Origin of the sequence: Draconibacterium mangrovi (assembly GCF_010586825.1) — a bacterium.
GTDB lineage: Bacteria > Bacteroidota > Bacteroidia > Bacteroidales > Prolixibacteraceae > Draconibacterium > Draconibacterium mangrovi.
In genome coordinates this window covers 543,476-564,984 of record NZ_JAAAGB010000002.1, presented here as the reverse complement: position 1 = coordinate 564,984, position 21,509 = coordinate 543,476, and the positions used below count along the sequence as shown (strand labels likewise).

19 protein-coding genes are annotated in these 21,509 nt (G+C 41.6%); 10 read left to right on the top strand and 9 right to left on the bottom strand.

Translation table 11 applies throughout. The features are described 5' to 3' along the window. Positions 1 to 98 precede the first annotated feature (98 nt). Positions 99 to 1,391 carry an aminotransferase class I/II-fold pyridoxal phosphate-dependent enzyme gene (locus tag G4420_RS09355; protein ID WP_163323380.1) on the top strand — a complete coding sequence of 431 codons (1,293 nt, stop codon included), beginning with the start codon at positions 99 to 101 and terminating at the stop codon, positions 1,389 to 1,391. Positions 1,392 to 1,532: 141 nt separating this feature from the next. Here G4420_RS09355 and G4420_RS09350 read toward each other — a convergent pair whose 3' ends face one another. Further along, the gene (locus G4420_RS09350) at positions 1,533 to 2,156 is read right to left on the bottom strand and encodes an isochorismatase family cysteine hydrolase (RefSeq protein WP_163323379.1); all 624 of its coding nucleotides are present in this window, start codon (positions 2,154 to 2,156) and stop codon (positions 1,533 to 1,535) included. A gap of 213 nt (positions 2,157 to 2,369) precedes the next feature. On the opposite strand from G4420_RS09350, the gene G4420_RS09345 reads away from it, so the two are divergent. Further along, the gene (locus G4420_RS09345; RefSeq protein WP_163323378.1) at positions 2,370 to 5,183 is read left to right on the top strand and encodes a M16 family metallopeptidase; all 2,814 of its coding nucleotides are present in this window, start codon (positions 2,370 to 2,372) and stop codon (positions 5,181 to 5,183) included. 695 nt (positions 5,184 to 5,878) lie between these two features. On the opposite strand, the gene G4420_RS09340 is transcribed toward G4420_RS09345, so the two are convergent. The 5 genes from G4420_RS09340 to G4420_RS09320 all read right to left on the bottom strand — a co-directional run bounded on the left by G4420_RS09340 (position 5,879) and on the right by G4420_RS09320 (position 11,645). Then, positions 5,879 to 6,331: a protein-disulfide reductase DsbD domain-containing protein gene (locus G4420_RS09340; RefSeq protein ID WP_163323377.1), complete on the bottom strand. Its 453-nt coding sequence runs from the start codon at positions 6,329 to 6,331 to the stop codon at positions 5,879 to 5,881. A gap of 5 nt (positions 6,332 to 6,336) precedes the next feature. Continuing rightward, complete coding sequence (locus G4420_RS09335) at positions 6,337 to 8,265, bottom strand: protein-disulfide reductase DsbD family protein (protein WP_163323376.1); 1,929 nt, start codon at positions 8,263 to 8,265, stop codon at positions 6,337 to 6,339. Positions 8,266 to 8,438: 173 nt separating this feature from the next. After that, complete coding sequence (locus tag G4420_RS23375) at positions 8,439 to 9,533, bottom strand: helix-turn-helix domain-containing protein (protein WP_246241589.1); 1,095 nt, start codon at positions 9,531 to 9,533, stop codon at positions 8,439 to 8,441. A 60-nt stretch (positions 9,534 to 9,593) separates the two neighbouring features. Next, positions 9,594 to 11,144: an Rne/Rng family ribonuclease gene (locus G4420_RS09325; RefSeq protein ID WP_163323375.1), complete on the bottom strand. Its 1,551-nt coding sequence runs from the start codon at positions 11,142 to 11,144 to the stop codon at positions 9,594 to 9,596. 213 nt (positions 11,145 to 11,357) lie between these two features. Beyond that, a complete protein-coding gene (locus G4420_RS09320) occupies positions 11,358 to 11,645 on the bottom strand; it encodes an HU family DNA-binding protein (protein ID WP_163323374.1) in 288 nt (95 codons plus the stop codon). A gap of 137 nt (positions 11,646 to 11,782) precedes the next feature. Between G4420_RS09320 and mutY the strand changes: the two genes are divergently transcribed. From mutY to pgl, 7 genes are all read left to right on the top strand, one after another. Beyond that, the gene (gene mutY / locus G4420_RS09315) at positions 11,783 to 12,832 is read left to right on the top strand and encodes an A/G-specific adenine glycosylase (RefSeq protein WP_163323373.1); all 1,050 of its coding nucleotides are present in this window, start codon (positions 11,783 to 11,785) and stop codon (positions 12,830 to 12,832) included. 68 nt (positions 12,833 to 12,900) lie between these two features. Continuing rightward, positions 12,901 to 13,350, top strand: coding sequence for a single-stranded DNA-binding protein (locus G4420_RS09310; protein WP_163323372.1), 450 nt, complete (start codon positions 12,901 to 12,903; stop codon positions 13,348 to 13,350). A gap of 15 nt (positions 13,351 to 13,365) precedes the next feature. After that, positions 13,366 to 14,688, top strand: coding sequence for a gliding motility-associated protein GldE (gene gldE / locus G4420_RS09305; protein ID WP_163323371.1), 1,323 nt, complete (start codon positions 13,366 to 13,368; stop codon positions 14,686 to 14,688). A 24-nt stretch (positions 14,689 to 14,712) separates the two neighbouring features. Further along, positions 14,713 to 15,294 (top strand): gliding motility lipoprotein GldD, encoded by a 582-nt coding sequence (gene gldD, locus G4420_RS09300; RefSeq protein ID WP_163323370.1) that lies wholly within the window; start codon positions 14,713 to 14,715, stop codon positions 15,292 to 15,294. Further along, the gene (locus G4420_RS09295; RefSeq protein WP_163323369.1) at positions 15,294 to 15,929 is read left to right on the top strand and encodes a 4'-phosphopantetheinyl transferase family protein; all 636 of its coding nucleotides are present in this window, start codon (positions 15,294 to 15,296) and stop codon (positions 15,927 to 15,929) included. The genes gldD and G4420_RS09295 overlap by 1 nt, the downstream gene beginning before the upstream one ends. Positions 15,930 to 15,938: 9 nt before the next feature. Next, positions 15,939 to 17,432, top strand: coding sequence for a glucose-6-phosphate dehydrogenase (zwf, locus tag G4420_RS09290; protein WP_163323368.1), 1,494 nt, complete (start codon positions 15,939 to 15,941; stop codon positions 17,430 to 17,432). Positions 17,433 to 17,476: 44 nt separating this feature from the next. Next, on the top strand, positions 17,477 to 18,208 hold the full coding sequence (pgl, locus tag G4420_RS09285) for a 6-phosphogluconolactonase (RefSeq protein ID WP_163323367.1): 732 nt from the start codon (positions 17,477 to 17,479) through the stop codon (positions 18,206 to 18,208). A 46-nt stretch (positions 18,209 to 18,254) separates the two neighbouring features. Here the strand turns inward: pgl and G4420_RS23545 are convergent, their stop codons facing one another. From G4420_RS23545 to dinB, 3 genes are all read right to left on the bottom strand, one after another. After that, positions 18,255 to 18,557 (bottom strand): GIY-YIG nuclease family protein, encoded by a 303-nt coding sequence (locus G4420_RS23545; protein WP_163323366.1) that lies wholly within the window; start codon positions 18,555 to 18,557, stop codon positions 18,255 to 18,257. Between the two features lie 41 nt (positions 18,558 to 18,598). Beyond that, positions 18,599 to 19,606 carry an alpha/beta hydrolase gene (locus G4420_RS09275; RefSeq protein ID WP_163323365.1) on the bottom strand — a complete coding sequence of 336 codons (1,008 nt, stop codon included), beginning with the start codon at positions 19,604 to 19,606 and terminating at the stop codon, positions 18,599 to 18,601. Positions 19,607 to 19,798: 192 nt separating this feature from the next. Next, positions 19,799 to 20,872, bottom strand: a complete 1,074-nt coding sequence (gene dinB / locus G4420_RS09270; RefSeq protein WP_246241587.1) for a DNA polymerase IV — start codon at positions 20,870 to 20,872, stop codon at positions 19,799 to 19,801. A 145-nt stretch (positions 20,873 to 21,017) separates the two neighbouring features. Here dinB and G4420_RS09265 point away from each other — a divergent pair, with 145 nt between their 5' ends. Beyond that, positions 21,018 to 21,500 carry a MarR family winged helix-turn-helix transcriptional regulator gene (locus tag G4420_RS09265; RefSeq protein ID WP_163323363.1) on the top strand — a complete coding sequence of 161 codons (483 nt, stop codon included), beginning with the start codon at positions 21,018 to 21,020 and terminating at the stop codon, positions 21,498 to 21,500. Positions 21,501 to 21,509: the final 9 nt, after the last annotated feature.

The window sequence follows — 21,509 nt, the reverse complement described above, 5'->3', positions numbered from 1 at the left end:
TTTATCAAAAATGAATTTGACTTGTTAAAAAAACTTCGCTTTTCATTAAGGGTTTTCCTATCTTGCACCAAAATTATAACAGACAAATATTATTGATTATGAATCCACAGGCTGCTGAACTTAACAGCGTAATTCAAGCAAAAAGCACACCCGTTTTTGAACTGCTTTCTGAAAGAGGCAAGAATATTTTCTTCCCTAAAAAAGGAATTCTGGGACAAACAGCTGAAGCTAAAGGAACAAAGATTAATGCAACCATTGGAGCCGCAATTGAGGACGACGGAACACCTATGCGACTGGAAGCTGTGGCTTCAAAGATCAATATGGATCCATCGCTGGTATTTCCTTATGCTCCAAGTTTTGGTCGTCCTGATATCAGGGCAAAATGGAAGAGCATGATCTACGAGAAAAACCCGTCACTCGATGGAGTTGAACTGAGTTTGCCGGTAGTTACCAATGCACTTACGCATGGTATCAGCATGGCAGGTTATATGTTTGCCGATGCTCAGGATGAAATTATTGTTCCTGACCTTTTCTGGGGCAACTATAATCTAACCCTTACCAATGCTTACGGTTGTTCGCTGGGCAAATTCAACCTTTTTAAAGATGGAGGTTTTGACCTTGAATCTTTTGAGGCCAAATTGAACGAAGGCGGAATCGGTAAAAAAATCGTTATTCTGAATTTCCCGAATAACCCATCAGGTTATACACCAACTGTTGAAGAGCAGGATGCCATTGTGGACATCATAGAAAAAGCTGCTGAAGCGGGCAACAAAATCGTTACCATTACCGACGATGCTTACTTCGGTCTGGTTTACGAAGAAGGAATTGCTACCGAAAGTATTTTCTCGCCATTGAGCCAGTTACACGAAAATGTGTTGGCTGTAAAAGTTGATGGCGCTACAAAAGAAGATTACGTTTGGGGTTTCCGTGTTGGATTTATCACTTACGGAATTAAAGGTGGCGACGCTGAATTATACGGTGCGCTGGAAGCAAAAACTGCAGGTGCCATTCGTGGAAACATTTCGAATGCAGCCAATATCTCACAATCGTTACTGCTTTCAGCTTTCGAGAGTGAAGATTATGCACAGCAAAAAGAAGCAAAATACCACATCATGCAAAAACGTTACGATGCGGTAAAAGAAGCTTTAACCGACGAAAAATACAAGGAGTGTTTTGAAGCTATTCCTTACAACTCGGGCTACTTTATGTGTGTTCAGTTGGCAGAAGGTTTGGTTGGAGAAGAAGTTCGCCAGTTGCTGATAAAAAAATACGGAATTGGCTTAATTGCCCTTGGTAACGTATTACGTGTTGCCTTCTCGGCAGTAGCCGCTTCTGACGTAAAAGAAATGTTCGACGGTATTTACAACGCTTGTAAAGACTGCAAGAAATAACAACTGTGATTAGTCACAGCCCGGAAAAGCCGCTTCATTTTTTTGATGCGGCTTTTTTATTGACATTTCGAACAAAGTGAGAAATCTTTTCCATCAAGAATGCGACAGATTTCTCAGTCGTTCCTCCTTCGAAATGACAATTTAAAGCTGAGACGCCAACTCTTCAAACGTCATCATTTCAACTCCCAGTTTTTCCCACGCCTCAAATGGTAAAGGAATGTTCGGCAATTCTTTTATCGCGTCCTTTAAAACGATAACACGCTTCACCCTTTTCGACAGGCCAACAACTGCATCGTTTACACAAACATTGGTGGTTACACCATAAACCACAACGGTTTCAGGTGACAGAATTTGAAGAATATTATCGGTATAAGGATTTCCGGCAAACACATCAAAAGCATCTTTTCGGATAACTGTATTTCGTGCTGATCTAACCGCATCAAAAGCATCATAGTCTTTATCCCAGTCAAACTCCACTGCATTTTCAGGTTGCGTTTCGGCAACGTATTCCGCTCCCGGAGTGTTGGCCATACAATGCCGTGGGAAGGTATTTACAAAGTCCGGGGCATCAGAAAGTTCATCCGATTCCGGATAATGGTAATCAGCCGTGTTTACCACCCGTATATTTTTCTGCTTTGCAAAATCAGTGATTCTTTGCCACATTGGTTTTATTTTTTCAGCCCCTTCTACATATAATTTGCCATCGGGTTCTACAAAATCTACCTGTGTGTCAACATTCCAAAATATAAGTTTCTCGTTTTCCATTTTGCTGCTATTTAAATGCTGAGAGCAATTTCATACTCAATTTTGCTGTTTTGGTCATCTAAAATTATTGGTTTTTCTTGTCTTCTAAAATTACAGGAGCAAAAAATAAATTACTATTTTCATACTTTCTGTAATTTCACTTGTTAATACTATACTCACAGAGTAATACTTAAATTCAAACACAGTTCAAATGCGAACTACAAAAAAGAAAATATGAAAAAATTTGTTTTATCGATGCTGGCATTTTTAGTAATTGCCCCAATTTTTGTGTCAGCACAAGACATGCTACAACAGAAGGCTCCGGTTGATCCTGCTATCAGAACAGGGAAACTTGAAAATGGAATGACCTATTTTATTCGTCATAACGAAGAGCCGAAAGAACGGGTAAGTTTTTATATGATACAAAATGTTGGTGCCCTGCTTGAAAACGACAACCAAAACGGTCTGGCGCACTTTCTCGAACACATGGCCTTTAACGGCACCGAGCACTATCCGGGAAAAGGTTTTCTGGATTATCTCGAAAAAAACGGTGTGGCTTTTGGTCGTAATATTAACGCATACACCGCTTTTAACGAAACGGTATACAACCTGAGCGATGTACCTGCTACCCGCGAAGGACTTATTGATTCGTGCCTTTTGGTACTTAATGACTGGTCGAATTACCTGTTGCTAACCGAAGAAGAAATTGATTTGGAACGCGGTGTTATTTCCGAAGAGTGGAGAACACGACGTAATGCAAGTTTTAGAATGCGCAGCCAGTGGTTTCCGGTGGTTTTTGAAGGTTCGAAATGGGCCGAACGCGATGTAATTGGCGACCTCGACATTATTAAAAATTTCGAGCCCGAAACTTTACGCAGTTTTTACCACGACTGGTACCGTACCGATTTGCAGGCGATTGCCATTGTTGGCGATATCGACGTTGACCAGGTTGAAGCAAAAGTTAAAGAGCTGTTCTCGAAAATACCGGCTGTTGAAAATCCACAACCACGCCCGCAATTTGAAATTCCGGAGCACGACGAAACAAAGTTTGTTTTGGCAACCGACGAAGAAGCTACAAACTCAAGTATTTCAATCTATATAAAACACAAAGCCACTCCGCGCGAAGACAAAAACATTGGTTACCTGCGCGAAGATTATATTGTCACTCTTCTGAATCAAATGAGCGGCGAACGAATTTCGGAGCTGCTTCAAAAAGGAAATCCTCCTTTTATTTCCGGAGGTGTTCAGGTTGGAGGTTTTGTGAGAGGCTACGATGCAGCATTTATTTCGGCCACAGCCAACCCCAATAAAGAAGATGAAGGACTGAAAGCGATTTACACCGAAGCGCAACGTATCGTTCGCCATGGATTTACCGAGGGCGAACTGAACCGTGCCAAAGTAAACCTGCTTACCTCTATGGAAAGTGCCTACAAACAACGCGACAAAATCAGTAACGATCAATATGTAAGCGGCATTCAAAACTACTTTCTGGAAGGCGAACCGCTTACCGACGCCGAATTCGACTGGCAATTTGGTCAGGCAATTCTGGAAACCATCACGCTGGCCGATGTAAATAAAATGGCTACTGATATGTTCGTTGACAAAAACCGTGTAATCGTAATTACGGGGCCAAACAGCGACGTAAAACACCTTACACAGAACGAAGCTTTTGCGATTTTGGCCGAGGTTGAAAATTCGACTATCGATCCGTATGAAGATACAGCTGAAGCCGCATCGTTGGTTGAAGGCGAATTACCGGGTGCTGAAGTTGTTTCAACAAAAAAGCTGGAAGACCTTGACGCTGTAGAATGGAAACTGAGCAATAATGCCACCGTGGTGTTTAAACATGCCGACTACGAAAAAGATGAAGTATCACTGCGTGCTTACAGTCCGGGAGGAAACTCATTGCTGGGGACCGACGATCTTCAGGCTGCCACAATGCTTCCTCAGTTCATCGGATCGTTTGGTGTTGGCGATTTCGACGCCATTGCTCTTCGCAAAGTATTAACCGGAAAAACCGCTTCTGTGGCAACCAGTCTGGGCGATCTTACCGAAGGATTTAATGGCGGCAGTACTCCAAAGGATTTTGAAACAATGATGCAGTTGCTTTACCTGCAATTCAATAATCCTCGTTTTGATGAAGAAGCTTACGAAGCGTTAAAAAGCCGCTACGTTGCCTATTTGCAAAACATGGCCAATAATCCGCAGAAGATTATGAGCGATTCGATGTCGTTAATCGCAACCGGTTATAACGAGCGTACAAAACTGATGTCGGCAACAATGTTTGACGAGATCACTTTCGCTCAAATGGAAGAGCTGTACCAGGACCGTTTTAAAGACGTCGGCGACTTTACGTTCTTTATCGTTGGAAACATCGACGAAGAAGTGGCAAAGGAAATGGCCGTTAAATACATTGGGTCGTTAAAAGATCTTCCGGGCGAAGAAAAGTGGGTTGACCACAAAGTTAGAATGCCGGATGGCATCACCGAGAAGAAAATTGAAGTACCCTTACAAACTGAAAAAGGAACGGTTTATATTCTTATCCGTAAAGAGTTAGGCTATTCACCCGTAAGCAATGTTGAACTGGACGTTTTAAAGGCTATCCTGCAATTGCGTTACACCGAAGAAGTACGTGAAAAAGAAGGCGGAACTTATGGTGTTGGTGTTGGTTCATCATCGAATCAATACCCGTACGAGCGGAAAACTTTGCAAATCAGTTTTGATACTGATCCTGAAAAAGCTGATCATCTGAAATCGATCATCTTCCGCGAAATAGAAAAGATCGTTGCTGAAGGCCCTACTCAGGAAGACTTGGACAAGGTTATTCTGAACCTGAAAAAAGAGCGTGCACAAGCCAAAGAGCATAATGGCTACTGGATGAATGCGCTTTATAACAAATACTACCATGGATTTAATCCTGATGCTGAAGAAAACTTCGATGCAATTCTGGATGGATTAACAACAGCACAAATTCAGAAATTTGCTAAAACATTTTACTCCGATGCTGATGTTGTAGATGTAGTATTTCTACCAAAAAAGGCAGAATAAATAAGTCATTTCAACGATATAAGAAAGTCCATGGTTTTTGAATCATGGACTTTTTTTTGTGAATTACTACTCTGATTAAAAGTTTACAGCAAAAACCATTTCCGGCTTAAAAGTTTGTTTAAATGCCGCCCGGCAAGATTTCACGCCTTAAACTTTAGTCTAAACCTTGCGCAGCAAGTTTTTAGCCTTTAAACTTACTTTTAAACGCTGGCCGGAAAGTTTTTGAAGCGTAAACTTTTGTATAAACGCCGGCCTGGAAGAATTTGGCTCGTAAACTTTAGTTTAATGCTTGCCCGGCTGGTTTTTTCTTTAAATTTTAAGGGCTAAAGCCCTGGTGTAGTAGCATTATGCTTAACCCCGGCATTAATGCCGGGGTTAGTCAACCGCCAAAAGCTCAGGGCTTTAGCCCTTAACGAATAAGATTTTCCCTGCCTACAAGGCGCAAAAAACATTCATGATTCCCAGGAATAACAAACAGTGATGTAAGTAATGTAAACTTTCGGTTAACTCTCCCTCATTCCCTCTCTTCAAGAAGAGAGGGACGATTGTGTCGAAGGCACAATCAGGGTGAGTCAATGGATTTTCAACCAGATATTGCTATTGGCTTTTAAGAGACTTTCAGAAAAAAAAGCCGGAAACTTTCGTTCCCGGCTTTAGTGCAGTTTTTACTTTTAACTATTTGAAAGTAACCGATATTATTCGATCACAAACTCAAATTCTTCATCGGTTGGAGGAGTGCACATTTCGTCGTTGCAACTCATCCATTGGATATAACCGGCAACTTTAGCAGGCTTTTCAGTAACCCACACTTTGTGCGAAAGAACAGCCTTGTCTTTAAAATAAGTTACCTCCATATCAAAGATTTTGTCGTGCATGGTATGCGACGGTGTAACTTCAACGGCCTTTCCAAACTCTTTGCAGTTCTCCAGTGTCTCGAAATTAAACGAGGTTTTTACCGGGCCGCCATCTTCCATGTTCACCCCGTATAGTTTAAAACCCATATCGATTTTTGCCGTAGCAACAATCTCATATTGATTACCACCTTTTAACGGTTTAATTTCAACGTCCCATTTCACAGGTACAATCATTTGCGCCTGAGCAAAGGCTGCAATGGCAATAAATCCCAGTGCGAAAATTAGCTTCTTCATCTGTTTTATTTTTTGAATTTTGTTAATCCTTCGTTTAGCCACTCAATAAAATCATCCGGATCCGGATCATAACTATACCCCTCTCCTATCTGATTTTCATGTTCGTCCAATACAACATAGTATGGCTGTGTATTTCTGTTAAATCTCGATATCTGAAAATCGGTCCATTTATTGCCTACCGACCTCACTTTTCGTCCGGTTGTTTCCGAAACATATTGTTCCTCTTCCGGTAATTTTGTTTTCAAATCAACATACAGCGAAACAACCACATAATCTTCCAGGAATAGGTTCTTCACTTCCTGTTTTACCCAAACGTTGTCCTCCATTTTCCGACAGTTGGTACAACCTTTTCCGGTAAAGTCGATCAACAACGGTTTTCCGGTTTCGCGGGCATGCGCCAGCGCTTTATCGTAATCGTCGAATAGCGGAATTCCGTGCGGGCCAATGTGCATTCCCGATGCCATTGTTCCCGATGAATGTCCGGTAGCAATTGATCCGGCAGGCTGCGTACGTCCTACACCCAGTGGCGATTCAGCATAATCAACCGGTGGCGGGAAACCACTGATAAGTTTCACCGGTGCCCCCCACAATCCGGGGATCATATAAATTACAAAAGCAAATACCATGGTTCCCAACACAAAGCGCGATACCGGCAAATGTGTAGTTGGCGAATCGTGCGGCAGTTTGATTTTTCCCCATAAGTACAATGCCAGTCCTAAGAAAATGGCAATCCAGATGGCGATGTAAACTTCACGCTCCAGAATGTGCAGGTCAAGAACCATATCGGCAATTGACAGGAATTTGAATGCAAAAGCGAACTCAAGGAAACCCAACACTACTTTTACCGAATTTAACCAGCCACCTGATTTTGGCAGCGAGTTCAACCACCCCGGGAAAGCGGCAAACAAGGCAAACGGAATTGCCAGTGCCAGCGAGAATCCTAACATTCCAACCACCGGTGCCATACCACCGCTTCGTGCAGCTTCAACAATCAGTGCCCCTACAATCGGTCCGGTGCATGAAAATGAAACCAGTGCCAAAGCAAAGGCCATAAAGAATATGCCCAGTAAACCACCTTTGTCTGCTTTTTTATCCACTGCATTTACCCAGCTGCTGGGCAATACAATTTCGAAAGCTCCCATAAACGAGAAGGCAAAAACAAAAAGCAACAGGGCAAAAAACAGGTTAAACCACGGGTTGGTAGAAAGACTGTTCAAACTCTCGGCACCAAACACGGCAGTTACCACTGTTCCGAGAATTACATAAATAAGTATGATTGATATTCCGTACCAAATTCCGTTGCGGATTCCCTTGGCTTTGGTTTTACTTTGTTTGGTAAAAAAGCTTACCGTCATCGGTATCATCGGAAAAACACAGGGCGTTAGCAAAGCGGCAAAACCGCCTAAAAATGCCAGGAAGAAAATACTCCAGTAGTTTCTGTTACTGCTGTCGTCTGTTGTTGAAGTGTCGGCTACTTGTTCTGTGCCTCCCTCCAATGCGAACGAAAATTCTGCTTCCATTGGCGGTGTGCAGGTTTCGTCATCGCAACTCATAAACTCCACATAACCGGCAACGGTACCCGCTCCCGATACTTTTACCTTTTGCGAAAAGGTTACTTCCTCTTCAAACCAACGCAGATCCATCTGAAATGAATTGTCAAATTCTTCGATAACCTCTTTATTCGGTGATGGCTCGCCTACTAGTTCTGCATTCTCAACATTCTCGAAATAAAAGCTGGTTTTTATCGGACCGCCCTCCGGCAGATCGGTTGAGTACATGTGCCAGCCTTTTTCTATCGTGGCGGTGAAAAGTAACTCAAACTCATTGTCTGAAATTTTGTTTTGAGAAAAACTCCATTTAACCGGCTCAACAATTTGTGAATAGCCCAGTAAAGCTGTCGTAAGTAAAAAGACCGTAAACAGTATGCGTTTCATTCTTTTTGTAGTTTTATAAATAAACTTTGATATTCCTTCTAAATTGTGTTCTGTACTTTGATCGCTCATCACACCCATGGTGTTTTAACGAATAGCACAAATTTATGATAGAAAACAACAAAACGCCTTATGCTGTTTAACAAAAGAAGTATAGACTGGGTTTGAAATAGGGTCTAGACCCCCTGATCCCGGTTTTTTACAGAGTTGTGAAAGTCTACGGCATCTTTACGTGTCGACACGCCCAACTGCCTGTAGATATTATTGATGTGCGTTTTCACAGTACTCAATTCAACAAAAAGTTCCTGTGCAATTTCTTTATTGGTCTTTCCATCGGCTAAAAGCCCCAATATCTCCTGTTGCTTTAGGGTTAAGGCTTCATAAAGCGGTTTCTGATTGTTGGCCGGGTCGTTTTCCCGGTTTCTCATTTTCTTTAATTGCCGGTCCACTGCAATCAAAACGATTATAAGAATCAGAATAATTACCGCTTCAATTAGCATTAACCAGTCTTTCCATTTGGGTTGCACACCCGGCATTTCGCAAACAAACTCACGAAAGCCGATCAATTCATCCAACAACTCGGAATACGCTTCGGTGTATGGTGTTACCGGAAGTTCATCTTCCAGCCGTTTTTGAAAGTTAAAATAGAAATCGCTGTTTCGCAAAAAATCGGTCTCTTTATCTTCGATGTGATACAGCGCATAAAGCCCAACATAAGGATTAGTAGCATCAGCAACTACCGAATGGATAAAGGTTTCCAACTCCTGCGACAGGAAGGTACTTTGTGCTTTTGGCAACTGACCACTCAACTCGCTGCTTTGCTCCTGAAACTTTTCGTCAAAATCAAAAATGGCCTTTGTGTCATCGCTCCCATTTAAGGCTGTTACTTCCAGCGAATTATTCCGGGTTGTGGCATTCAGCACAATTTCCGATTGCCGGTTTAGCAGCAAATGAAAATAGTTTTTGTTTTGGGTTGAACTAAACTCTACCGAGGCATTATCGCCCTGCACCAGATACAGGCGGTAAAAACGTTCGTCGTCGGGCACCGACTGCGTATTGATCTCAAAACTGCCATCGGGATTTATAAAAGTTTCGGCAATAATAAAATCGGGCGAGGCTACAAAAATATCATTAGGTGTATTTAGCAAAGCCAGAAAAACCTTGGGCTGCCACTGCTCGGTTAAATCGATCGTACCTTTTATTTCGAGTGCACCCGAGGAACTTGCAATAAAAAGAAAAAGAATAATATAGACCAGTTTTTTTAACGCCATCGAATTACTTTGCTTACTGCGAAAATAAAAAAAGCCGCTCAATAATGAACGGCTTTCCTTTTATAAAATAATTTCTTCTTCATTCTCATCAAAAAAATGATATTCCAGATAGGAATATGAATTTACAGCTTCAACGCTTACCCATTTCAGGTACTTGAAAAACCACTTATTTTGGCGGCTTTTCCAGCCTTTTGTAAGATAAGCAGCTGTATAAGGATGAACTTTCAGATTCAGTTTCTTCTTGTTCAATTCCTTTAGCGCGTAGTTTACTTTACCGTCGATATCGTCGGCAAATAACACAGTAGGCACAACTTTTCCACTTCCTTTACAAGTTGGACAGCTCTCGGCAGTCTCAACTTTTTCTTCCGGACGAACTCTTTGCCTCGTAATTTGCATCAGGCAAAACTTACTTAGTGGAAGAATGTTGTGCTTGGTCCGGTCGTCGGCCATAACCTCCTTCATGTGATCGTTCACTTTCTGGCGATTGGCCGCGACATGCATGTCGATGAAATCAATTACAATGATTCCTCCCATGTCTCGCAACCGTAATTGTCTTGCTATTTCGTCGCAGGCAGCCAGGTTTACTTCCAGGGCATTTTTTTCCTGGTCGTTGCCGGCTCTTGCGCGATTCCCGCTGTTTACATCAATAACATGAAACGCTTCGGTGTGTTCTACGATTAAATAGGCACCATCTTTAAATGATACGGTTTTTCCGAACGAGGCTTTAATTTGTTTATCGATGCCGTAGTGTTCGAAAATTGGCTGACGTCCTTTGTAGTATTTAACTATCTTCTTCTTGTCGGCCTGAATGCTACCTATGTAATCGGCAATTTCTGTCGCTACCGATTGGTCGTTTACAATAATGCTGTTGAAGTCGGGATGATAAATATCGCGCAGCAGAGCTGTTGTTCGGTCAATCTCGCCAATTATCAGCGATGGTGCCTGTGCTCTGCCTAACTTTTGAAAGGTGGTTTCCCACTTTTCTACCAAACGTCGAAGCTCTTTGTCGAGTTCAGCTACTTTTTTACCTTCTGCTACAGTGCGGATTATTACTCCATATTTGCGGGGCTTAATACTCTGGATCAGTTTTTTCAACCTGTTTTTTTCTTCGGTTGACCTGATTTTTTGCGACACTGATATTTTGTCGCTAAATGGCATTAAAACTAAATTCCTCCCTGCAATGGAGATTTCGGATGTTAACCGCGGGCCTTTTGTATTAATTGGTTCTTTTGCTACCTGAACCAAAATTTTCTGACCAACTTTTAGCAACTCGTTTACTTTACCTTCTTTATTAATGTCGGGTTCGGAATGAATCCTTGAGATTGAAGAAATTTTGTTTTTTCGTGATGAGGCAATTCGCAGGAACTTATTCAGCGTGGCGAATTGTGGCCCCATGTCGAGGTAATGTAAAAAAGCATCTTTACTGTAGCCTACATCGATAAAAGCAGCATTTAAACTGGGCATAATTTTTTTTACTTTGCCGAGGTATATATCTCCGACAGCGAATTTTGCCCCGCTTCTTTCTCTGGATAGTTCTGCAAGCTTCTTCTTTTCCTGTAAGGCAATAACAATTTCGGATGGAGTTACATCAATTATTAAATCGCTACTCACAACCTTTTAATCATCTAATTCTTTTGGTTAATACTAACGTTATAACAGACTAAACCTAAAGCATTATAATGCTTTAGGTTTAATCTTTAACTATAAGAAATTAGTTTACTAAAATCTTATTTTTTCTTTTTGTGCCTGTTTTTACGCAATCTTTTTTTGCGCTTATGAGTGGCCATCTTGTGTCTCTTTCTTTTTTTACCGCTTGGCATAACTCTATTGTTTTACTTGATTCTTAACTTCTGATACAAATGTTTTCGCTGGTTTAAACGAAGGAATATTGTGTGCAGGAATGATAATGGTTGTGTTTTTAGAAATATTACGGGCAGTTTTCTCTGCTCTTTTCTTAACAACAAAACTACCAAAACCTCTTAAATAAACATTTTTGCCATCAACCAGTGAATCTTTTACAGTTTCCATAAAAGCTTCCACTGTTTTCTGAACAGTTACCTTTTCAATTCCCGTTTCTTTCGAAATTTCATTTACAATATCTGCCTTAGTCATCTCTTAAAATATTTAATTTTCAATATATTAATCGTTTTTATTAGAGGATGCAAAAATAAAAAATATTATAAAACCGGAAAGCATTTCAAATAAATTATTTTTGTTTTTCTGTAAGATTTTTAACCAGTTAGCATAGAATGGACAATTTTCATACCAACATTTACAATTGGTACAATATAAATAAGCGTGATTTACCGTGGCGAAAAGACCGTAATCCGTACAAGATTTGGCTCTCGGAAATCATACTTCAGCAAACACGCGTTGAACAGGGCAGAAACTATTTTTACCGTTTTGTGGAGAACTATCCTACGGTAAATGATTTGGCCAATGCCCACGAAGACGAGGTGCTAAAACTCTGGCAGGGACTAGGTTACTATTCGCGTGCCCGCAACCTGCATGCTTCGGCAAAAATTATTGCATCGCAATACAACGGAACTTTCCCCAACAATTATAAAAGCATTTTAGCCTTAAAAGGAGTCGGACCATACACCGCTGCGGCAATTTCATCCATTGCATTCAACCTGCCCTACCCTGCGGTTGATGGTAATATATACAGGGTACTGTCGCGATATTATGGAATTGTTACTCCGATTGACTCATCGGCAGGCAAAAAAGAGTTTCAACAGTTGGCCGAAGAGCTGATTCAGGGACAGGATCCCGGCATGCACAACCAGGCGCTGATGGAATTTGGCGCTTTGCAATGTGTTCCTAAATCGCCAAAATGCGAAAACTGCCCGCTTGTTGATTCCTGTTTTGCGTTTAAAAAAGGCTTAGTTAGCCAACTTCCGGTAAAAGAAAAGAAGACCAAACAACGTCACCGCTATTTTTACTATTATTTATATGATCTGGGCGATTCAATTTTACTGGATAAAAGATCGGGCAACGATATCTGGCAAAACCTGTATCAATTACCGCTGATCGAGCACGAAAAAGCACTTTCTGATTCGGAATTACTAAAAGCAGATCACCCGGTAAAATTGTCGCAGGTTAATATTAAAACTATAAGTGGGCAAAAAAAGCATGTTTTGAGCCACCAGATTATTCATGCAAAATTGATATATCTTGAAGTTCAGGCCAATTTTAATAATCCGTTGCCTCTAATTCGGGTAAATAAAAAAGATATTTCTAAATTTGCTGTATCCCGACTGGTTGAACAGTTTTTACATGAGGCCGGATTGGGATTATAATTAAAAAACCGGTTTATAATTGCAGCGTAGTAACAACCTGAAAATGTTAACCATATAAATTTTAGATTATGTCAGTAAATAAAGTAATTCTTATCGGAAACGTTGGTAAAGATCCTGAAGTACGTCACCTTGATTCGGGTGTTGCAGTAGCTAATTTTCCATTGGCAACATCAGAAAGTTATAACTCGAAAAGCGGTGAGCGTGTTACCACAACCGAGTGGCACAATATTGTATTGTGGAGAGGATTAGCCGAAGTGGCTGAAAAATATGTTACCAAAGGCCGCCAATTGTATATCGAGGGACGAATAAGAACCCGCTCGTACGACGACAAAGACGGTAACAAACGTTACGTGACTGAAATTTATGGCGACCAGATGACTATGCTTGGCAACCGCGCTGATAACATGGGTTCGCCAGAACATGGCGGAGCAATGCAGAACTCCGGTGCCGCATCCACTCCTCAGGTATCGCAACCCGACATTGAAGAACCGGAGGGAGACGAGGATCTTCCATTCTAACCAAAACATTTAAATTTGGAAACAGAACCGCTTTTAAGCTTAGCCGCTATCGGCTCCTGGCAAATTCAACTACACCCTATCAGTCCCGGAATAATAGTTTCAATTATTATCGTATTGTTTTTACTATTGACTTCGGCACTGATAAGTGGATCCGAGGTGGCTTACTTTTCATTGTCGGCCAGCGAAAAACATAAGCTGAGGCACAAAGGCAAAAACAACGAGCGAGTATTGCACAACCTCGAAAGCCCGGAAAAACTTCTGGCTACCATACTGGTAACCAACAACTTTGTAAACATTGGCATTGTAATATTAACAGCCTTTATTTCAAACGAATTAGTATCGTTTGTGAATGCACCAACATTGCAGTTCATCTTCCAGGTGGTACTTATTACCTTTTTCCTCTTGCTTTTTGGCGAGATCTTTCCGAAAGTTTATGCAACGCATTTTGCTTTGCGCTTTGCCCTGTTTATGGCATTGCCACTACAAACACTCGAAAAGTTATTCCGCCCGATAAATGCGATTTTGATCCACTCAACCGGATTTGTTAACCGCCGCCTGCTAAAACACAAAAAGAATATCTCGATGGATGATATTTCGCAGGCGCTTGAGTTGACATCCGACCATGAACTCTCGGACGAAAAAGATATACTGGAGGGAATTGTAAAATTCGGCAACAAAAGCGTGGAAGAAATTATGACTCCGCGTGTTGATGTGGTTTCCATCGATATTAAAGCGAATTTTGAGGAGGTTCTTGAGATTATAAACGATTCGGGCTACTCGCGAATTCCGGTTTACATCGATTCGTTCGACGAAATCAGCGGTCTGTTATACATTAAAGACATACTTCAGCACAGCCATAAAAACAAAACGTTTAAATGGCAGACTTTGATCCGGCCACCGTTTTATGTGCCCGACACCAAAAAGATCAGTTCGCTTTTGGAAGAATTTCAGAAAACCAAAGTACACATTGCCATTGTAGTTGATGAGTACGGAGGAACTTCCGGCATCGTTTCGCTGGAAGATATTCTGGAGGAAATTGTTGGCGATATTACCGATGAGTTTGATGATGAAGAAAGTTTCTTTACCCAACTATCGGAAAACTCTTACTTGTTCGACGCTAAGATTTTACTTGGTGATTTTTACCGGGCTGTAAATTGCGACGATACCATTTTTAACGAAGTAAAAGGTGATGCTGATACGCTCGCCGGCCTTATTCTTGAAATAAAAGGTGAGATACCTTCGTTAAAAGAACAGGTAAAATGCAAAACATTCACATTTACTATCGAAGAGGTTGATAACCGCCGGATTAAACAAATCAAGGTAGTTATTAATAAGTAGTAAATGTGACTAAATTTTTGGGAAATGAGATTCGCATATACACTATTATTATTGTTGTTTTTAGTGGGTTGTAAAGAAGATTACACACCCAAACCGCGAGGTTACTACCGCATCGATTTTCCTGAAAAAAGCTACACGGCACTCAATCGTTCATTTCCGTACGATTTTGAAATACCGGAATATGCAAGGATAGAAAAAGACTCCAGAAACCGCAACGAACCTTACTGGATAAATGTGGCAGTGCCCGAAAATAAAGTGGAAATACACATTTCGTATTACGACCTGAACAGCCAAGAAGACGACTACAAACTTTTGGCTGAGTTAATGGAAGAGACGCGCACGCTGGCTTACAAACATTCGATAAAAGCCGACGCGATTGACGAGCGTTTATTTATGAATCCTGCTAAAAAAGTTTACGGAACCATTTATTCCATTGAAGGAAATGCTGCGTCGCCCATGCAGTTTTTTTTAACCGACAGCGCCCGGCACTTTTTACGCGGCGCATTCTACATTCGCGAAGTTCCCGACATTGATTCGCTGAATCCGGTAATCAACTTTATCGAACCCGACGTGATTCATATGATTGAAACCACAAGCTGGAAATAATGCCGCTAATTGAAAAAATAGCCAACCAAAACGGCACAATCGGTGTATGGGAGCTGAAAGAAACAGTTGCTGATTTATTAAAATCATGTATATTAAATTCCGATGATACTGCGCGTTTGGCAACTTATAAAGCCGAAAAGCGCAGAAAAGAATTTCTTGCTACACGTCAGCTTCTTCAGAATCTGATACCCGAAAATACCCCAATTATTTACCGCGATGAATTTGGCAAACCCTCATTAATAAATTCCGATTTAAACATTAGCATCACACACTCTGCTGACCTGGCGGCAATTATTTTATCCGAAAAAAATATTGGAATCGACATTGAGCAATTGCATCGAAATATCGATAAAGTAGTTACCCGTTTCGCGAGCCCCGCTGAAATAGAATTTATTGAAAGTAGCAAGGATCCGCAATTCGTAAAAATATTGTTTTGGGCAGCAAAAGAAGCTATTTTTAAATGCTGTGGAATACAGGGAGTTCAGTTTAACGAGCAAATTGCAATTACTCCGTTCGATTACAATACACAATCTAATTTTTCCGGAGCTTTAGAGCATCCTGATAAGGAAGTTGGTTACGATATATTTTTTCGCATTATCAAAAACAATATTCTGGTTTATTGCGTTCAACACTAAAATTTAACCATGAAGAAAGTAGAAGATCAAATTCTCATCATATTCGGGGCATCGGGCGACCTCACCAAACGTAAATTAATACCTGCACTATTCGAACTTTACAAACAAAACCTATTACCTAAAAAGTTTGCTGTGCTGGGTGCTTCCCGTTCAACACTTTCTGACGATGAATTCAGAAGCCGGGCTGATGAATTTATTCCCAACGATGAAAAACGCGAAGAATTTAAAAAGCTATTGTTTTATCAAGCTGTTCAGAATAACGAAGCTGACGATTTTATCCCGTTAAAAGAGCGACTCGATGAAATTTCCGGCTCGCTGGAGATTGAGCAGAATTATGTGTTCTATTTATCAACTCCCCCATCGTTGTACCCGGTAATTCCGAAAATGCTTTGCCAGAATGGTCTTTCAAAATCGGAGAATAATTTTAGGCGACTGATAGTTGAAAAACCATTTGGAACAGATTTAAAATCGGCAAAAACGCTAAACAAACAGCTACTAAATTATTTCGAAGAAGAACAGATCTACCGTATCGATCATTACCTGGGCAAAGAAACCGTACAAAACATGTTGGTAACCCGCTTTTCGAACGGAATTTTTGAGCCGCTTTGGAACCGCCGCTATATCGAACGGGTAGAAATTACATCTGCCGAAAGTTTAGGAGTGGAAGGCCGTGGCGGATATTATGAAAGCTCCGGAGCTTTGCGCGATATGTTGCAGAATCACCTGTTACAGGTAGCGGGTTTTGTGGCCATGGAACCTCCGGTTGTTGTAGAAGCCGACGCCATCAGAAATGAAACGCTAAAAGTTTTTCAGTCGTTACGACCGATTAAAGAAAATGAAGTGTCGCGTTACGTTATTCGCGGCCAATATACCGCCTCAACCATTGGAGGCAAAAAAGTTGCCGGTTACCGCGAGGAGACCGGCGTGGACAAGCTTTCACGCACCGAAACATTTGTGGCTCTTAAATTCTTTATCGACAACTGGCGTTGGGCAGGTGTGCCATTTTATATTCGCACCGGGAAAAAACTACCAACCCGAGTAACTGAAATTGTTATCCACTTCCGTAAAGTACCTCATCATTTGTTTGGCAATGCCACTTCCGACAGTAACAACCAGCTGATCATCCGAATTCAGCCCGACGAAGGAATTCTGCTGAAATTTGGCATGAAAACACCTGGAGCCGGATTTAAAGTGCAAACGGTAAACATGGATTTCCATTACTCTGACCTGGCCGACAAAAAAGTTCCGGCAGCCTACGAACGCCTTCTGCTGGATTGTATGCAAGGCGACGCAACTCTTTATTCGCGGGGCGATGCCGTAGAAGCTGCCTGGGAGTTTGTGCAGCCGATAATTAACGCCTGGGAAACCAATCCTGAAATTCCAATTTATGGTTATCCGGCCGGAAGTTGGGGACCGGAAGAATCCGCCAACCTGATTGTTAACGGAGATTGGCGCTACCCTTGCAAGAATTTACATAACGACGGCTTGTATTGTGAACTTTAATCTGCATATTGCATTGTATTATCTAACAGCATAAACTATCTGAAATGGAAACCTTTACTGAAGTAAAAATCTATTCGAAACCGAAAGATGTTTACAAAGCCATCGCGAAAGCAATGATCAAGATGGTACAAAATTCGAATCAGGAAGTCTTTGATATAGCACTGTCTGGTGGAAATTCTCCAAAAGGACTTTTTAAAAAGATAAGTAAAAAATACGCCGACCGAATTCCTTGGGAACGCATTCATTTGTGGTGGGGCGACGAGCGCTGTGTGCCTCCAACCGACGAGCAAAGCAACTACAAAATGACGGTTGATTACCTGCTTTCAAATATTTCTATTCCCGAAAAAAATATCCACCGTATTAAAGGCGAGGAAGATCCGGAACAGGAAGCACTGCGCTACTCGCAAGAGATGGAGGAAAGCCTTAATTCACGTGGTAAAGATCCGGTTTTCGACCTGATCATTCTGGGGCTTGGCGACGACGGACACACGGCTTCAATTTTTCCCGATCAGTTGGAACTTTTTGAAGACGAACAAAGCTGCGCAGTTGCCGTTCATCCGCTTTCCGGGCAAAAACGTATTACCATTACCGGAAATGTGCTGAATAATGCCAACCAGATATTTTTCCTGGTAACAGGATCGAATAAAGCATTGCGGGTTGCAGAAATTATGAATGATAACGATGCTGCCCAATTGTTACCGGCCTATTACATTTCGCCAACCAACGGTACATTAACCTGGTTTTTAGACGAAGAGGCAGCGGCTCAAATTCAATAAAAAATGCCTGATGCTGTCATTTCGACGACGAAGGAGGAGAAATCTGTTACAATGAACCATATATCTTTTGATTCAAAAACTCCCAGCTCGGATTAAAGTTTTTTACCAAATTATTTTTCTTTTCTCTCCTCCATTTCTTTATTTCTTTCTCCCGCTCAATGGCATATTCAATATTTTGGAAATGCTCATAAAAAACAAGGTAATTACAATTATACTTTTTTGAGAAACCGGGAATTAATCCATTTTCATGTTCGAATACCCGCCTTTGGAGATCATTCGTAACGCCTATATATAAAACCGTTATATTTTTGTTTGTAACAATGTATACGAAATAATTGTGGTCTTTCATAGGTTTCAGATTTCTCAGTCGTTCCTCCTTCGAAATGACAGCTAGCGGGTTGGGCTTAATCCCAAAAACCCCTCTCCAAAACGAATGGTTTCGGCAATTACTTCTTCCACACTGCCCGATGTCAGTTCGCACGCAATAACGTGATCACCAGCTTCAGGAAAGGCTTTTTTCACCTTCTGATTGGGTAAAGTTCCCAGTTCATCAAACATATCGAGCATTGCATCAACACTTACTGTTTGGTCCTGATTCTCACCGTCTTTATAGTAGTATCCCAGAAACACAGGAACTGTTACACGGCCAAACGTTTCTTTTGTCATAGTGGCATCAAGTAGTTGTTGCAAATAAACCAGCGCCTCCACACGGTATGTACAGTTCCAGTATTTACAATCTTCCGACTCCGGATCATCGTCAGAAACACGGTACTTCCCACCAATTACCTTTCGCCCGATTTGCAGGCCCCAGGGTTTTGACAATAAAACCATCGAGCCGTTTTTCACTTTGATATTAGGCGAATACATGATCAGTCCGTCAACATACTCCGGGAAATCTGCCGCCAGTTTTAGTCCCAGCGTTCCTCCTGTTGACGTGCTCATGATGATCACTTTTCGCCCCAGACTGCGGGCAACCATTAATGCTTCTTTTGCCGAAGCGTATAATCCATCGGGAGTCATATCAATTAAAGGATCTTCGGTAACCAATCCATGATCGTGCAAACGCGGAATGTATAAGTTGTAGCCAAAATGCTGCGCAAAACGCTCGTGTGCGGGGTGCCCTTCGAACCACGATGCCGAGAAACCGTGCAGATACAGCACACAATAATCAGTGCGCTCTTTTAACGAATCGTTTGCCCAGATAATGCGGCTTTCGTTATCGGGTTTTATGGAAAAAGATGCTTCTTTTCGTTGCACAAAGGTCTCGATGTTTGAAATACTTGCCGATAGCGATGGCAGGTCTTTATTCAACTCAGGTTTGGGAGGTTTTGGCCCCAGAAGGTAGCCAATTATCGCCAAAAGAATCACTATCAGTAAAAAGCGTTTTATTCGTTTCATATATAAAAGATTATAAGTCCTCCCGATTCGACAAAGCTCACCGGGATGCATCGACGGCGTTCACCAGTCTAGCAGCAGACCGAACCGGGAAGTATTCGTTCCGGGCGGTCTGTGTTGTTACTAATTAGCTGGAAAGATACGAGAGTTAGAGGAAATAATATAATTCGACAAACAGTTTTTCTACAAAGTTTATTAAAATTCAATCACCAGCTGAACACCAATTTCACCCTCCTGTTCGTGCAAAAAGTTAGAGAGCGTCAATCCCAATAAACGGATTCCTTTTATAAATCCACCCTCCGATTTCATTAGTTTCAGGCTTTCGGTAATAAATCGTTCTTTGGTGTTGATGTAGGGCTCAAGGGTTTTACTTCGGGTGTGTTGCTCAAAATCGGCATATTTAAACTTTAAAGTTACCGTTTTGGCTTTTACCCCCGATCGGTCGGCCCGCTCCCAAACTTTTTCTGCAATTACCAATAATTCTTTCTTTAGTTCGTCCTCTAAAAACAAATCCTGCAGGAAAGTATTTTCTGCGCCTACCGATTTCCGTTCGCGCGATGGCTGCACCTCGCGGTTGTCGATACCCCGGCAAATATCGTAGTAGTAACTTCCTGCTTTGCCAAACATTCGGGTAAGCTCAAGCCTGTCGATCATTTTCAGATCACGGCCATACCACACACCAATATCATTTAACTTTTTGGCGGTTACTTTTCCTATTCCAAAAAACTTCCGGATCTCCAGCTGGTCGATAAAATCCTGCGCCTTATCGGGAGTTACCACAAACATTCCGTTGGGTTTATTGACATCGGAAGCCACCTTAGCCAAAAATTTGTTGTACGAAACTCCGGCCGATGCGGTTAGTCCCGTTTCTTCGAAAATGCGTTGACGAATTTCTTTGGCAATCAAGGTGGCAGAAGGCAAACCTTTTTTGGCGTAGGTAACATCAAGATAAGCCTCATCGAGCGACAGCGGCTCAACCAAATCGGTATACTCCAGAAAAATGCTTCGTATTTGCGCCGAAATTTCTTTGTAACGCTCAAAACGATGTTTTACAAAAATCAGGTTCGGACATTTTCGTTTTGCCACTTTCGACGACATAGCCGAACGCACACCGTATTTTCGGGCTTCGTAACTGGCCGCGGCAACAACTCCCCGGTCGCTGGTGCCTCCAACAGCAATAGGCTTTCCGCGCAACTCGGGATGATCCAACTGCTCTACCGACGCAAAAAATGCATCCATATCAACATGTATAATTTTACGGTTTTTCACTGTCGGCATTTTGTATTTCCTGATACGATGCGAAAATAACGAAGTCGCGGAATAATATGAATCTTTAATAACTTAATCGTTGTTCGGCGAAATAGCGGCTCTAATTATTTCTTAATATATTAGCAAAAATTTTGTACCGGAAAGAATGGAAACAAGAGATATTTTAATCAAAATTCGCAAAATCGTGCGCTCGGTAGATATCGAGTCAAAAAAAATTCAGAAAGAACACGGCGTAAGTATTCCACAGGTTCTTTGTTTGAACTTTCTCCACGAATCAGAAAATTATCAAACAACGCAGGGCGAGCTACGAAAATTTCTGAACCTGAATCCGAGTACAGTAAGCGGTATTATTAACCGCCTTGAAAAGAAAGGCTACCTGGCCCGTCTTCCCAAATCGGGTGATAAACGTGTGGTGAATATTGCACTTACCTCGTCGGGCGACGATCTGTTGAGTAGAATGCCATCGTTGTTGCACGAACAGTTATCGGAAAAACTGTTGCAGCTTAGCGAAGAGGAATTCGAAGTTGTTGAAGCCGGCCTGAATACGCTGGTAAAAATTCTTGATATCGAAAAAGTTGAAGCTTCGCCATTAATCACTTCGGAGTCTGATTTGGGCGAACAAATTTAAATCGGGCCA

Bases quoted from the DNA above. Each gene is read 5' to 3' on its own strand.
- G4420_RS09355 (WP_163323380.1), top strand. From the start codon at position 99: ATGAATCCACAGGCTGCTGAACTTAACAGCGTAATTCAAGCAAAAAGC.
- G4420_RS09350 (WP_163323379.1), bottom strand. From the start codon at position 2,156: ATGGAAAACGAGAAACTTATATTTTGGAATGTTGACACACAGGTAGAT.
- G4420_RS09345 (WP_163323378.1), top strand. From the start codon at position 2,370: ATGAAAAAATTTGTTTTATCGATGCTGGCATTTTTAGTAATTGCCCCA.
- G4420_RS09340 (WP_163323377.1), bottom strand. From the start codon at position 6,331: ATGAAGAAGCTAATTTTCGCACTGGGATTTATTGCCATTGCAGCCTTT.
- G4420_RS09335 (WP_163323376.1), bottom strand. From the start codon at position 8,265: ATGAAACGCATACTGTTTACGGTCTTTTTACTTACGACAGCTTTACTG.
- G4420_RS23375 (WP_246241589.1), bottom strand. From the start codon at position 9,533: ATGGCGTTAAAAAAACTGGTCTATATTATTCTTTTTCTTTTTATTGCA.
- G4420_RS09320 (WP_163323374.1), bottom strand. From the start codon at position 11,645: ATGACTAAGGCAGATATTGTAAATGAAATTTCGAAAGAAACGGGAATT.
- mutY (WP_163323373.1), top strand. From the start codon at position 11,783: ATGGACAATTTTCATACCAACATTTACAATTGGTACAATATAAATAAG.
- G4420_RS09310 (WP_163323372.1), top strand. From the start codon at position 12,901: ATGTCAGTAAATAAAGTAATTCTTATCGGAAACGTTGGTAAAGATCCT.
- gldD (WP_163323370.1), top strand. From the start codon at position 14,713: ATGAGATTCGCATATACACTATTATTATTGTTGTTTTTAGTGGGTTGT.
- G4420_RS09295 (WP_163323369.1), top strand. From the start codon at position 15,294: ATGCCGCTAATTGAAAAAATAGCCAACCAAAACGGCACAATCGGTGTA.
- zwf (WP_163323368.1), top strand. From the start codon at position 15,939: ATGAAGAAAGTAGAAGATCAAATTCTCATCATATTCGGGGCATCGGGC.
- pgl (WP_163323367.1), top strand. From the start codon at position 17,477: ATGGAAACCTTTACTGAAGTAAAAATCTATTCGAAACCGAAAGATGTT.
- G4420_RS23545 (WP_163323366.1), bottom strand. From the start codon at position 18,557: ATGAAAGACCACAATTATTTCGTATACATTGTTACAAACAAAAATATA.
- G4420_RS09275 (WP_163323365.1), bottom strand. From the start codon at position 19,606: ATGAAACGAATAAAACGCTTTTTACTGATAGTGATTCTTTTGGCGATA.
- G4420_RS09265 (WP_163323363.1), top strand. From the start codon at position 21,018: ATGGAAACAAGAGATATTTTAATCAAAATTCGCAAAATCGTGCGCTCG.